Origin of the sequence: Streptomyces sp. NPDC002032, assembly GCF_042890765.1 — a bacterium.
Classification (GTDB): Bacteria; Actinomycetota; Actinomycetes; order Streptomycetales; family Streptomycetaceae; genus Streptomyces.
This window is the reverse complement of sequence record NZ_JBIASM010000003.1, coordinates 160,965-173,433: the sequence shown is the minus strand read 5'-3', so window position 1 is coordinate 173,433 and position 12,469 is coordinate 160,965. Positions and strand designations below refer to the sequence as shown.

Annotated in this window: 14 protein-coding genes and 2 tRNA genes; 15 read left to right on the top strand and 1 reads right to left on the bottom strand. The window is 71.9% G+C overall.

The window, feature by feature from the left end; all coding sequences use genetic code 11:
* Positions 1-96: 96 nt before the first annotated feature.
* The 7 genes from ACFYYT_RS08950 to ACFYYT_RS08920 all read left to right on the top strand — a co-directional run bounded on the left by ACFYYT_RS08950 (position 97) and on the right by ACFYYT_RS08920 (position 6,609).
* A complete protein-coding gene (locus tag ACFYYT_RS08950; protein ID WP_351816745.1) occupies positions 97-1,080 on the top strand; it encodes a glycosyltransferase family 2 protein in 984 nt (327 codons plus the stop codon).
* A complete protein-coding gene (locus ACFYYT_RS08945) occupies positions 1,077-1,550 on the top strand; it encodes a GtrA family protein (RefSeq protein ID WP_351816748.1) in 474 nt (157 codons plus the stop codon). The genes ACFYYT_RS08950 and ACFYYT_RS08945 overlap by 4 nt, the downstream gene beginning before the upstream one ends.
* Before the next feature lie 78 nt (positions 1,551-1,628).
* Complete coding sequence (gene proB / locus ACFYYT_RS08940; RefSeq protein ID WP_351816751.1) at positions 1,629-2,756, top strand: glutamate 5-kinase; 1,128 nt, start codon at positions 1,629-1,631, stop codon at positions 2,754-2,756.
* An 84-nt stretch (positions 2,757-2,840) separates the two neighbouring features.
* Positions 2,841-3,269, top strand: a complete 429-nt coding sequence (locus tag ACFYYT_RS08935) for a hypothetical protein (protein WP_351816754.1) — start codon at positions 2,841-2,843, stop codon at positions 3,267-3,269.
* A gap of 118 nt (positions 3,270-3,387) precedes the next feature.
* Complete coding sequence (locus ACFYYT_RS08930) at positions 3,388-4,680, top strand: glutamate-5-semialdehyde dehydrogenase (protein ID WP_351816757.1); 1,293 nt, start codon at positions 3,388-3,390, stop codon at positions 4,678-4,680.
* Positions 4,681-4,757: 77 nt separating this feature from the next.
* The gene (locus tag ACFYYT_RS08925; protein ID WP_351816759.1) at positions 4,758-5,306 is read left to right on the top strand and encodes a hypothetical protein; all 549 of its coding nucleotides are present in this window, start codon (positions 4,758-4,760) and stop codon (positions 5,304-5,306) included.
* A gap of 67 nt (positions 5,307-5,373) precedes the next feature.
* On the top strand, positions 5,374-6,609 hold the full coding sequence (locus tag ACFYYT_RS08920) for a hypothetical protein (protein ID WP_351816762.1): 1,236 nt from the start codon (positions 5,374-5,376) through the stop codon (positions 6,607-6,609).
* Here the strand turns inward: ACFYYT_RS08920 and ACFYYT_RS08915 are convergent.
* Positions 6,590-7,681: a M48 family metallopeptidase gene (locus ACFYYT_RS08915; RefSeq protein WP_351816765.1), complete on the bottom strand. Its 1,092-nt coding sequence runs from the start codon at positions 7,679-7,681 to the stop codon at positions 6,590-6,592. The genes ACFYYT_RS08920 and ACFYYT_RS08915 overlap by 20 nt on opposite strands.
* 140 nt (positions 7,682-7,821) lie before the next feature.
* Here ACFYYT_RS08915 and ACFYYT_RS08910 point away from each other — a divergent pair, with 140 nt between their 5' ends.
* The 8 genes from ACFYYT_RS08910 (at position 7,822) to ACFYYT_RS08875 (ending at position 12,375) form a co-directional block, all read left to right on the top strand.
* Positions 7,822-7,989, top strand: a complete 168-nt coding sequence (locus ACFYYT_RS08910; protein WP_351816766.1) for a hypothetical protein — start codon at positions 7,822-7,824, stop codon at positions 7,987-7,989.
* Between the two features lie 63 nt (positions 7,990-8,052).
* Positions 8,053-8,670, top strand: coding sequence for a nicotinate-nucleotide adenylyltransferase (nadD, locus tag ACFYYT_RS08905; protein ID WP_351816768.1), 618 nt, complete (start codon positions 8,053-8,055; stop codon positions 8,668-8,670).
* A gap of 24 nt (positions 8,671-8,694) precedes the next feature.
* Entirely contained in the window at positions 8,695-10,320 is a 1,626-nt protein-coding gene (locus ACFYYT_RS08900; protein ID WP_351816771.1) for an LCP family protein, read from the top strand.
* A gap of 118 nt (positions 10,321-10,438) precedes the next feature.
* The gene (gene rsfS, locus ACFYYT_RS08895) at positions 10,439-10,885 is read left to right on the top strand and encodes a ribosome silencing factor (RefSeq protein WP_267718558.1); all 447 of its coding nucleotides are present in this window, start codon (positions 10,439-10,441) and stop codon (positions 10,883-10,885) included.
* Positions 10,882-11,538, top strand: a complete 657-nt coding sequence (locus ACFYYT_RS08890) for a histidine phosphatase family protein (RefSeq protein ID WP_351816799.1) — start codon at positions 10,882-10,884, stop codon at positions 11,536-11,538. The genes rsfS and ACFYYT_RS08890 overlap by 4 nt, the downstream gene beginning before the upstream one ends.
* Before the next feature lie 167 nt (positions 11,539-11,705).
* Positions 11,706-11,778, top strand: a tRNA-Ala gene (locus ACFYYT_RS08885).
* Between the two features lie 144 nt (positions 11,779-11,922).
* On the top strand, positions 11,923-12,156 hold the full coding sequence (locus tag ACFYYT_RS08880; protein ID WP_351816773.1) for a hypothetical protein: 234 nt from the start codon (positions 11,923-11,925) through the stop codon (positions 12,154-12,156).
* Positions 12,157-12,302: 146 nt separating this feature from the next.
* Positions 12,303-12,375 (top strand) — tRNA-Ala (locus ACFYYT_RS08875).
* Positions 12,376-12,469 lie beyond the last annotated feature (94 nt).

Here is a 12,469-nt window from a genome sequence, read left to right as displayed (position 1 = left end):
GGCAGGCCGACCCCCGGCGTGCATACTTCTGAGGAAGAGGTGAGTGGCGGGTCCGGTCGTCGACAATCACCCGTTCGGACCCAGCAGGAAGTGGTCATGACCAAGCTGTCCGTAGTTGTCCCTTGTTACAACGAAGAAGCCGTCATCGATAGTTTCGACGCGGAGATCCGCAGGGTCCTTGACACCTTGCCCGTGGAGTACGAGGTCTGCTACGTCGACGACGGCAGTCGTGACGGAACCCTCGCCAAACTCCGAACGATCGCCGCCGCGTACGGGGACCAGACGCGGTACGTCTCCTTCAGCCGGAACTTCGGCAAGGAGGCGGGCATGCTCGCCGGGCTCAAGGAAGCCACCGGTGACGCCGTGGTGATCATGGACGCGGACCTCCAGCACCCGCCGGAGCTGATCGCCACGATGCTGGAGCACTACCGGCAGGGTCACGACCAGGTCATCGCCCGCCGGACCCGCGAGGGCGACAAGAAGCTCCGCTCGGCCCTCAGCAGCCTCTACTACCGCGGGGTCAACCGCTGGGTCGACGTCGAGCTCACCGACGGGGTCGGCGACTTCCGGTTGCTCTCCCGGCCGGCCGTCGACGCCCTGCTCGCCCTTCCCGAGTACAACCGCTTCTCCAAGGGCCTCTTCTCCTGGATCGGCTTCGACACCGTCCACTTCGACTACCAGAACGCCCAGCGCGAGGCCGGCGAGACGAAGTGGAAGTTCGGCTCCCTGCTGAACTACGGCATGGACGGGCTGATCTCCTTCAACAACCGGCCCCTGCGGATCGGGATCTGGCTCGGCGTGTCGCTCGTCGGCCTGACCGTCCTGTACGCGCTGTGGATCACCGCCATGGCGATCACCAACGGCATCGACTCGCCGGGCTACGTCACGCTCGTCGCGATGATCGCCGGCATCGGCGGCGTACAGATGATCATGCTGGGCCTGATCGGCGAGTACATCGGCCGCATCTACTACGAGACCAAGCGCCGCCCGCACTTCCTGGTCAAGGAGGCGCACGGCGTCACCGCCGAGCGGATGCCCGAGGCCTCCGAAGCCGTGATCGCGGAGCGCAGCCACCGATGACCGACCTCACCCCCGGCGACAGCGGCACCGCCCCCGGCGGCGGCCGCCGCGAGCAGCTCGGGCAGATCTTCCGCTTCGCCCTGGTGGGCGGGGTCAACACCGCCACCTTCTTCGGCATCTACCTGCTGCTCCACCCCTGGATGCCGTACTTCGCCGCGTACACCCTGGCCTTCGTGCTGTCGATGATCGGGTCGTTCTTCATGAACACCTACTTCACCTACCGCACCCGGCCCACCTGGAAGAAGTTCCTGCTCTTCCCGCTGACCAACGTCACGAACTACGTGATCCAGTCCGCCGGCCTCTACGGGCTCGTCACCTGGGCCGGGATGGACACCCGCATCGCGCCGCTCGTCGCAGCCGTCGTGGCCATCCCCTTCACCTTCCTGCTCTCGCGCAAGATCCTCATCCCCGGCACGGGAACCGGCCCCGCGCCCGACGCCGCCGCGCGGCGGCCCTCGTCCACGGTCTGAAACCGGCGGGCGGCCGTGGCGCGCGACCCCGTAGATTGAGCCGGTCGGACGGATCGGTCGGTTGGTGAGGGGAAAGACGTGTCAACGGCTAGGCAAGGTGTCGTGGACGCCCGCAGGATCGTGGTCAAGGTCGGCTCCTCCTCCCTGACCACCGCGGCGGGCGGACTCGACGCCGACCGCGTGGACGCGCTGGTCGACGTCCTGGCCAAGGCCCGCAGCGGCGGGGAGAAGGAGATCGTGCTGGTTTCTTCCGGCGCCATCGCCGCCGGCCTGTCCCCGCTCGGCCTCGCCCGCCGCCCCAAGGACCTCGCCCGTCAGCAGGCCGCCGCCAGCGTCGGGCAGGGCCTCCTCGTCGCCCGGTACACCGCCTCCTTCGCCCGCTACGGCATCCGCGTCGGCCAGGTCCTGCTCACCACCGACGACACCAGCCGGCGCGCGCACTACCGCAACGCGTACCGGACCCTGGACCAGCTGCTGACCATGGGCGCGCTGCCCGTCGTCAACGAGAACGACACCGTCGCCACCGACGAGATCCGCTTCGGCGACAACGACCGGCTGGCCGCACTCGTCGCCCACCTGGTCCGTGCCGACCTCCTCGTCCTCCTCTCCGACGTGGACGGCCTCTACGACGGGGACCCGTCCCTGCCCGGCACCAGCCGCATCGACCAGGTGCGCGGCCCCGAGGACATCGCGCACGTCTCCATCGGGAGCGCGGGCAAGGCCGGGGTCGGCACGGGCGGCATGGTCACCAAGGTCGAAGCCGCCCGGATCGCCGCGGCCGCCGGGATCCCCGTCGTCCTCACCTCCGCCAGCCAGGCCGCCGACGCCCTCGCCGGCCGGCTGACCGGCACCCACTTCCACGCCACCGGGCGCCGCTCCGCCGACCGGCTGCTGTGGCTCCAGCACGCGTCGACCCCGCAGGGGCACCTCGTGCTCGACGACGGCGCCGTGCGCGCCGTCACCGAACGCGGCAGCTCGCTGCTGGCCGCCGGGATCGCCGGGGTCGAGGGCGAGTTCGTCGCGGGCGACCCCGTCGAACTGCGTTCCGCCGACGGCCGGGCCGTCGCCCGCGGGCTCGTCAACTTCGACGCGAAGGAACTTCCGCAGCTGCTCGGCCGCTCCACGCGCGAGCTGGCGCGCGAGCTCGGACCCGCGTACGAGAGGGAGGTCGTCCACCGGGACGATCTGGTGTTGCTCCAGGGCTGAGGTTCGGCAAAACCGCCGCGCGGGGGGCCGGGGACTGGTCAACTGTGAGGGGCGGGCACGCGTAGCGCAGACAGGAGGCGGCTGGTGAGACGAGCGCTGACCAGCGTCGGCACGGGGGACCAGTACGGGGACGGGGACCGGCGCGGGGGCGACGGCCCGGACGACGGGGACGCCTCCCGGCTGTGGCACATCACCCTGAGCGTCTCCGGCAAGCCGGCGCCGCTGTCCGAGGTCAGGCGCGGACTGGAGCAGCTCGCGCACGACCATCCCTTCCTGCTGACCAGCCGGTACGCCGACGACCACGCGGAGATCCGGTACTGGGAGGAGGCCCGCGACCTGCACGACGCGGCCGCCGTCGCGCTGCGGCTGTGGGGGGAGCACCGGTCCTCGGCGCAGCTGCCGCCGTGGGAGATCGTCGGCCTGGAGGTCATCGACCGCGCCACCTACCACCAGCGCGTGGCGGAGGGCTACGGCCCGCCCCCGGCCCACCCGGTGGGCGTGCACCCGTACTAGGGGGTGTCCGGCCCGCGCCGGCGGGCGGGGGCGACGTCCGGGGCGGGGCGTCTCGGGGGGCGTCTCGGGGGGTGGAAGGGCCTCGGGGGAGCGACCGGGCGGGGCTTACCCTGGCGGCATGACCTCGCTCGACGCCACCACCGCCGCCCCCGCCACCTCGCCCGTCCTCGCCACCGCGCGGGCCGCCCAGGCCGCCGCCGCGGCCATCGCCCCCCTCCCGCGGTCCGCCAAGGACACGGCCCTGCTGGCCATCGCGGACGCGCTGGAGGCCCGTACGGCCGAGATCGTCGAGGCCAACGCCGTCGACACCGCCAAGGCCGCCGCGGTCGGCACCAGCGAGACCGTCATCGACCGCCTGACCCTCACCCCCGAGCGCATCGCCGCCATCGCCTCCGACGTCCGCGACGTCGCCGCCCTCCCGGACCCCGTCGGCGAGGTCGTCCGCGGCAACACCCTCCCCAACGGCATCGACATCCGCCAGATCCGGGTGCCGCTCGGCGTGGTCGGCATCATCTACGAGGCCCGCCCCAACGTCACCGTCGACGCCGCCGCCCTCTGCCTGAAGTCCGGCAACGCCGTCCTCCTGCGCGGCAGTTCCTCCGCCTACGCCTCCAACACCGCCCTCGTCGGCATCCTCCGCGACGCCATCGCGTCGGCCGGCCTGCCCGCCGACGCGATCCAGCTCGTCCCCGGCGAGTCCCGCGACTCCGTCCGCGAGCTGATGCGCGCCCGCGGCCTCGTCGACGTGCTCATCCCGCGCGGCGGTGCCTCCCTCATCAAGACCGTCGTCGAGGAGTCCACCGTCCCGGTCATCGAGACCGGTACCGGGAACTGCCACGTCTACGTCGACGCCCAGGCCGACCTCGGCATGGCGGTGAACATCCTCGTCAACTCCAAGGCGCAGCGCCCCTCCGTCTGCAACTCCGCCGAGACCCTCCTCGTGCACCGCGACATCGCCGCCGCCTTCCTCCCGCTCGCGCTGGACGCCCTCGCGGACGCCGGGGTGACCGTGCACGGCGACGCCGAGGTGCTCTCGTACGCCGAGGAGTCCAAGGCCACCGCGGTGCCCGCCACCGACGAGGACTGGGCCGCCGAGTACCTGTCCTACGACATCGCCGCCGCCGTCGTGGACTCCCTCGACGAGGCCGTCGCGCACATCCGCCGCTGGACCTCCGGCCACACCGAGGCGATCGTCACCACCTCGCAGGCCGCCGCCCGCCGCTTCACCCAGCTGGTCGACTCGACCACGGTCGCCGTGAACGCCTCCACCCGCTTCACCGACGGTGGTCAGTTCGGCTTCGGCGCCGAGATCGGGATCTCCACCCAGAAGCTGCACGCCCGGGGCCCGATGGGCCTTCCGGAGCTCACCTCCACCAAGTACATCGTCACCGGCGACGGTCACGTGCGGTAACCACCGCTCGTACGCGGTGTGGCCGGATTCCGGCTTACACCCTGCCCAAAGCGGCCCCCCAGGTCTACGCTGGTCCCGTGCCGGACGACGTGGGGGGCAAGCCGTTCCCGGACGACGGGACCCCCGAAGACGATGCAGACGACCGCGGAGGCGCGGATCAGGACTTCGCCTCCGTGGTGTTCGACGAGGCCTTCGTCCGGAACGCCGAGATCCATGAACCGAGCGCGGCCGAGCGCCAGCGCGCCGCCGACCGGGCGCGGGCCGAGGCCGAGGCCGCCCGCGTCGCCGGAGGCTGGGCCGGCGACGACGACCACGGGTACCCCGACGGGTTCGGCATCGACGACCCCGGATGGGAGCCGGGCCAGTACGGCTACGGCTACGCCGAGGGCCCGTACGGGGCCTACGGCGGCCGCCTGCGCCCCTACCGCGGCCGCTCGCCCTGGCTGCGGCCCGTCGCCTGGGTGCTCGCCGTCGTGATGGGGCTCGGCATGGTCGCGCTGGCCTTCAGCGCCGTCTACCGCAGTGCCGCCGGGGAAGCCGACCCCGCGCCCGCGCCCGCCAGTACGCCGCTCGGGGAAGTCACCGGGGTCGGCGCGTTTACGTACCCCGTCGGCCGCCAACCCTGAAGGTACGACCCCACTCGCCGGTGCCGGAGCGGGGGCTTCTCTGAAGCGGGGACAGCGGGGAGAAGCGATGGCCGTTCCAGGAGATCCACCAGGCGGCACCCCCGAGGACATCGGCGGGGGTGATGACGAACTGCGCCCCGACGAGTACCGCTCGGTGGTGTTCGACGAGGACTTCGTACGCGCTGCCCGGCTCCAGGAGTTCTCCGCCCAGGAACGCATGGGGGAGCACGCCCGGGCCGTCCGCAGCCGGTCCATCTGGTCATCCGGCGGCTCCTCCGGCCACGGCCGGGGCCACGGCCAGGGCTCCCCGGGCCGCGGCGCCCGCCAGGGCATGCTGCTGGTCCTGCTGATCGCCACCGCCTTCGCGGTCGCCGTCTACCTGGGGCTGCGCAACCCCTACGTGCCCCCGGAGGGCGGCAACGCCGAGCCGCTCAGCAGCACCGTCATCCCCCTGGCCCCGGCCTCCGTGGTGCCCGGGGGGCGGCCCGTCGACCTCTACGAGAGCAGCCCGGCGGCCGAGTACCGGGTGGGGGCCGCCGGGATCACCCTGCCCGCCGTCCGCCGTACGCACCACTTCACCGAGAGCCAGGTCGTCGCCGCGCTGTCGATCGCCAAGGACTACCTGGTGCAGTCCTCGCTCGATCCGGACGTGCTCGCCGGCAACGCCTCCCGGCAGGTGCGGGTCCTGCTCGACCCCGGGCAGCTGGCGCAGTTCGACGAGAGCATGGCCTCGCCCTCGGGCGACGGCCGGCACGCCGCCACCGGCTGGCTGGTCCGCTTCGACCCCGGTACGGCCGTCATCGCCGACTCCCGCGTCCGGGTCAGCGGCACCCTCGCCTTCGAGGAGCGCAGCCCGGAGGTGCTGGAGATCACGAGCGACCACACTTTCGTGTACGCCGTCCGCCCGGCGACCGGCCCCCCGTCCCTCGCGGACGGGGCCTCGCTCTTCACCGTCCGCCGCGAGCTGCGGATGCGCTTCGGCCGGGACGACCTCATGGCCCGCCGCACGGAGCTGGCCTCGGCCTACGTGATGGCGGGCCCGCAGGACTGCGCCACCGAGCCCGCGGAGGGCTTCCGGCCGCTGCCGGCCGGCTCCGGGCCCACCACCGTCGGCCCGCCCGCGAGCGACCCGTACGCCAGCGGCCACCCGAGGCGCACCGCGGGGCTGTGCGGCGTACTGGCCCAGCCGCCGGTGAGCCCGACCGCAGCCGCCCCGGCCCCTACCGTGGCAGCCCCGCGTCCGGGCACCTCGGATCCGGCGACGCCGGGGGCGGGAAGCTCCGTCAGCCCCGCGGCTCCTTAGGGGACCCGCCGCCCTCCCCGCCGTCCTTGCCGTCCGCGGAATCCCTGGTGGCGGCTCCGGCGAACCGGTCGCGCAGCTTGCCGCCGAGGTCGCCCGCGCCGCCCGCGATGTCGCCGACCAGTTTCATCAGCGGATCCTTGCTGCCGCGCACCGAGTCCGCGTAGTGCGAGGCGGACTGGCGGAAGGAGTCGGTCACCGAGGTGTCCTTGTCCTCCCCCCGCCGGGGGTAGTGGCCGTCCATGATCCGCTGGTAGTCCCGGTTCTGGGACCACTTCTTCAGCTCGGCCGCCCGGACGGTGGGGAAGGGGTGCGTCCGGGGCAGCATGTTGAGGATCTTCAGGACGGAGTCGCGCAGGTCGCCGCTCGCCTCGTACTCCTCGGCCTGGGCCAGGAAGGCGTCCACATTCATCTCGTGCAGGTGGTTGCCGCCGGCGATCTTCATCAGGCCGCGCATCGAGGCGTTCACGTCCTGCCCCACCAGCAGCCCGGCCCGGTCCGCCGAGAGCTCGGACTTTCGGAACCACTCGCGCAGCGCGGTCACGATCGCCGAGATCGCCACCGTCCCGAGCGGGATCCAGGCCACCTTCAGCGCCAGGCCCGTCAGGAACAGCAGGACCGTGCGGTACACGGCGTGCCCGGACAGCGCGTGGCCCACCTCGTGGCCCACGACCGCCCGCATCTCCTCCTCGTCGAGCAGCTCCACGAGCCCCGTCGTCACGACGATGATCGGCTCGTCCAGCCCGATGCACATGGCATTGGGCTTCGGGTCCTGCTGCACGTACATCTGGGGGACCTTCTCCAGGTCCAGGATGTAGCAGGCGTCGCGGAGCATCTCGTGCAGGTGGGGGAACTGGGTCTCGCCCACCCGCACCGATTCCGACAGGAACAGCAGCCGCAGGCTGCGCTCCGGGAGCAGTCCGCTCAGGGCCTTGAACACGGTGTCGAAACCGCTCAGCTTGCGCAGCGCGACCAGCGCCGAGCGGTCCGCGGGGTGCTCGTACGCCCGGGAGGAAATGCCCGGGAACCTCCTGCGGTTGCGTGCCGGTACCTTCTCGAATCCCGTGTCCGCCATGGCGCCCTCCCCCTTGATCGGCCCTGCTGCCGTGCGTCTATCCTCTCCAACGCCTGAGTCGGCGCGAGCGTGCCCCGGGCCCCCGCATACGATGTGAGCGAAGTCTCCGCCCGCTCCCCGACTCGATAGGTACCTGCCTGATGAGCCTCTCCACCACCGCCCACAACCTGGTCGTTCTCGCTGCGGAGGGCGGCGAACAGCACGGTGGCAACCACGACAGCCTGAGCCCCTACCTGACCGGTGGCGGCGCCCTCTTCATCCTGCTGCTGATGCTGTGGGTGACCACCCGCCTCAACCGCGACCGCTAGAGCTCCTCCCGGTTCCGGTCCGGCCGCCGTGGACGTGCCACCGGGCCAGTAGGCTCTGCGCTCATGGGAGAGCAGGAAGTGCCTACGGGCCCGGTCAAGCGCCGGCTGGGCGTGATGGGCGGGACGTTCGATCCGGTCCACCACGGACACCTGGTGGCCGCCAGTGAAGTGGCCGCCCTTTTCCACCTCGACGAGGTGGTGTTCGTGCCGACCGGCGAGCCGTGGCAGAAGTCCCAGCGGGCCGTGTCCCCCGCCGAGGACCGCTACCTGATGACGGTCATCGCGACCGCCTCGAACCCCCAGTTCTCGGTGAGCCGCATCGACATCGACCGCGGCGGCCCGACGTACACGATCGACACCCTGCGGGACCTGAGCGCGCTCAACGAGGACGCCGACCTCTTCTTCATCACCGGCGCCGACGCCCTCGCCCAGATCCTGACCTGGCGCAACGCCGACGAGCTGTTCTCGCTCGCCCACTTCATCGGAGTGACCCGCCCCGGCCACGTGCTCACCGACGACGGACTGCCCGAGGGCGGCGTCTCGCTGGTCGAGGTGCCCGCGCTGGCGATCTCCTCCACGGACTGCCGCGCGCGCGTCGCCAAGGGCGATCCCGTCTGGTACCTGGTGCCGGACGGCGTGGTGCGCTACATCGACAAGCGTGAGCTGTACCGGGGAGCCTGAGCTTCCGGAGAGAGGGGCCCCGCGGTGAGCGACCCACAGGAACCGTACGACCCGTACGCCGCGCAGCAGCAGCTCCTCGGCTACGACGAGTACGGCAGGCCGGTGTACGGGCAGGTGCCCGCGCAGTCCGCCCGGCCCGCCCCGCAGCAGCAGTACGAGCAGCAGTACGAGCAGCCGTACCCGCAGCCGTACGAGCAGCCCTACGAGCCCCCCTACCAGCAGCCGTACGACCAGGGCGCGGCCGGGCAGCAGCAGTACCACGCGCCGCAGCAGCAGTGGATCCCGCAGCAGAACGCCGCCCCCGAGCCGGCGCCGCCCGCCCCCGCCCTCGCGGCCGCCCAGGTGCCCGAACCGCGCCGGGAGGCCCCCGCCGGGCCGGACGGGGACCCGGGCTACCAGACCGGGCAGTTCGCCTTCATCGACCAGCCGGACGAGGACTCCGAGGATGTCATCGACTGGCTCGCCTTCACCGAGAGCCGGACCGAGCGCCGCGAGGAGGCGCGCCGCCGGGGCCGCAACCGGACCGTCGCGCTGATCGTCGTCCTGGCCCTGTTCGTCGTGGGCGGCGCCGGCTACCTCTGGTACGCGGGCAAACTGCCGTTCCTCGACGGTCCCGCGTCGAAGAAGGACAGCGCGGCCGCCGCCGGGGCGCAGAAGCGCGACATGATCGTCGTCCACCTGCGCAACACCAAGCGGGGCGGCAGCTCGACCGCCCTCCTCGTCGACAACGTCACCGCCCGGCAGGGCGCCACCGTCCTGCTGCCCAACACCTTGGGCGTCACGAAGCAGGACGGGACCGGCAGCTCCCTCGGCACATCGGTCGAGGAGGGCGCCCTCGGCACCCGCGAGTCCCTCGACACGGTCCTCGGCACCCGCATCGGCGGCACCTGGCGCCTGGACACCCCCTTCCTGGAACGCCTCGTCGAGCTGGTCGGGGGCATCGAGGTCGACACGGACGCCGCCGTCCCCGCCGACGACCGGGCCAAGACCCCCGCCGTGGGCCAGGGCCCCAAGCAGAGCCTGACCGGGGCCATGGCCGTCGCGTACGCCACGTACCGGGCCCAGGGCGAGCCGGAGGTCAAGCAGCTGGAGCGCACCGGGAAGGTGCTGTACGCCGTGCTGCGCAAGATCCCCGGCGACCCGAAGGCGGCGGCCACGACCGTCGAGAGCATGGGACAGATCCTGGACCCGGGCCTGGACGCCCAGAGCCTGGGCGCCCTGCTGTCGCGCATCGGCGAGTACGCCAAGGAGGGCGCCTACCGCACCGAGGTGCTCGGCGTGAAGCCGGACGGCGGCCTCACGGACGACGCCAACAAGAGGGTCGTCAAGGAACTCCTCGGCGGCTCCGCCTCGGCGGCCCAGCCCGGGGCGACCCCGCGCGTGGGCCTGCGGGACGCCACCGGGGACGGCAAGGCGCAGGCCGCCGCGAAGGCGGCCCTGCTGAACGGCGGCTACGCCTTCGTGGACGGCGGCAAGGCCGACCGGCCGTCGGCCGCCTCGCAGGTCACCTACCAGGACGACGCGCAGCGCGAGCGGGCCGTCGGCGTCGCCAAGACGCTGGGCCTGCCGGAGACGGCCGTGAAGAAGGCGGAGAACACCGTGAACGCGGACGTCGTGGTGACCCTGGGGAAGGACTACAAGGCCTCCTGAGCCCCGGACAGGCGGCCCCGACCTGCGGATTCGCCCGCGCGGAACGTTCCGCGCGGGCGGTGTCGGCGGTACATGAGACCCTTGTAAGGATCTGCCCGCCAACCCGAAAGCATGGCCAGTGACCGCCACGGACCGCTCCATCGAGCTCATCACCGCCGCCGCCCAGGCCGCGGCCGACCGGCTCGCGCACGACATCATCGCGTACGACGTCAGCGATGTGCTGTCGATCACCGATGCCTTCCTGCTCGCCTCCGCGCCCAACGACCGCCAGGTCAAGTCGATCGTGGACGAGATCGAGGAGCGCCTCCTCAAGGAGCTCGGCGCCAAGCCGGTGCGCCGCGAGGGCGACCGCGACGCCCGCTGGATCCTGCTGGACTACGTCGACATCGTCGTGCACGTCCAGCACAGCGAGGAGCGCGTCTTCTACGCGCTGGAGCGTCTGTGGAAGGACTGCCCCGAGATCGAGCTCCCCGAGGACGCCAAGCTCACCCTCGGCAAGGCCGAGGAGCACGCCAAGCTGCGCGAGGCGGCGGGCGACGACGAACTGGACGGTGATCTGTTCTGAGCACGGCCAACACGGGCGGGCCCGGTAGGAAGATCGTCCTCTGGCGGCACGGCCAGACCTCGTGGAATCTGGAGCGGCGCTTCCAGGGCTCCACGGACATCGAGCTGACCGAGACGGGTGTGGCGCAGGCGCGCCGCGCCGCCCGGTTGCTCGCGTCCCTGAAGCCGGACGCCATAGTCGCCTCCGACCTGCGGCGGGCCGCCGCCACCGCCGCCGAGCTGGCCGCCGTCACGGGGCTGCCGGTGGAGCACGACCAGGCGCTGCGCGAGACGTACGCCGGCGAGTGGCAGGGGCTCACCCACGAGGAGATCCTCGACAAGTACGGCGAGCAGTACGCGGCGTGGAAGCGCGGCGAGCCCGTCCGACGGGGCGGGGGCGAGCTGGAGACCGAGGTCGCCGACCGCGCCGCTCCGGTCGTCCTGAGGCACGCCGACCGGCTGCCGGAGGGCGGCACGCTGGTCGTCGTAAGCCACGGCGGCACCATCCGTACGACCATCGGCCGCCTGCTGGGCCTGGAGTCGCACTACTGGGAGGGCCTCGGCGGGCTCTCCAACTGCTGCTGGTCCGTCCTCGGCGAGGGCGCGCGCGGCTGGCGGCTGATGGAGCACAACGCCGGAACGCTGCCCGAGCCGGTCCTCGGCGACGACGACTGAGAGCTCCGGCAGGGGCTCCCGGCGGGCTCCGTCACGGCTCCCGCGGGGCTGCCCGGGGCTTCCCGGGGCGGCCCGGACCCGGATTTCACTTTCCGGCTGGTCACAGGCTAGAGTTCTTCTTGTTCGCAGCGAAGAACACCGGAAACGGGGGAAGCGCGGCGGAGAGCGGGGCTATAGCTCAGTTGGTAGAGCGCCTGCATGGCATGCAGGAGGTCAGGAGTTCAATTCTCCTTAGCTCCACAGTGAAGGATCCCGTCCCCAACAGGGGGCGGGATCCTTGCGTTTGTTCCCTTTGCGCTTGCTGACCCGGCCCGTACCGGCATGGCAGAATCGGACCGCCGGAGGGGGACACGACGGCCCGACGCGGGAGGGAGTCGCTGACGGATGGGTGCACACCGGCGGCGGTGCGACTGGTGCGACAACGGCACGCCGATCGTGCGGGACATGGATCCGGTCCATTCCGACTACCAGTACTGGTGCGAGGAATGCGCGCGGGCGCTGATCATAAAAGGCGACCCGATCGAGACGTACCGGGAGCTGGAGGGCGAGCCGATCTACGGTCGGCTCCTCGACGAGCACTGCACGCTGAAGCGGTTCTACCAGTTCGCCAAGGCATAACACAGCAAGTGCGGTCGATGCGGGTCAAATCGGGCATGGCTCGGGCTCCACGGAAACCGATTTTTGGACCAGGGCCATGACCGTGTAATGTTTGGGACGTCGCCAAGGGGAACCGGCAAGGGAAACCGAAGCGGCAGGCAAAGCAAGGGGCTATAGCTCAGTTGGTAGAGCGCCTGCATGGCATGCAGGAGGTCAGGAGTTCAATTCTCCTTAGCTCCACAGTGAGAGAAGCGGGGGGCCCCGGGGGGGGGGGGGGGGGGGGGGCGGGGGGGGGGGGCCCCCCCGGGGGGGGGGCCGGGGGGGGGGGGGGCGG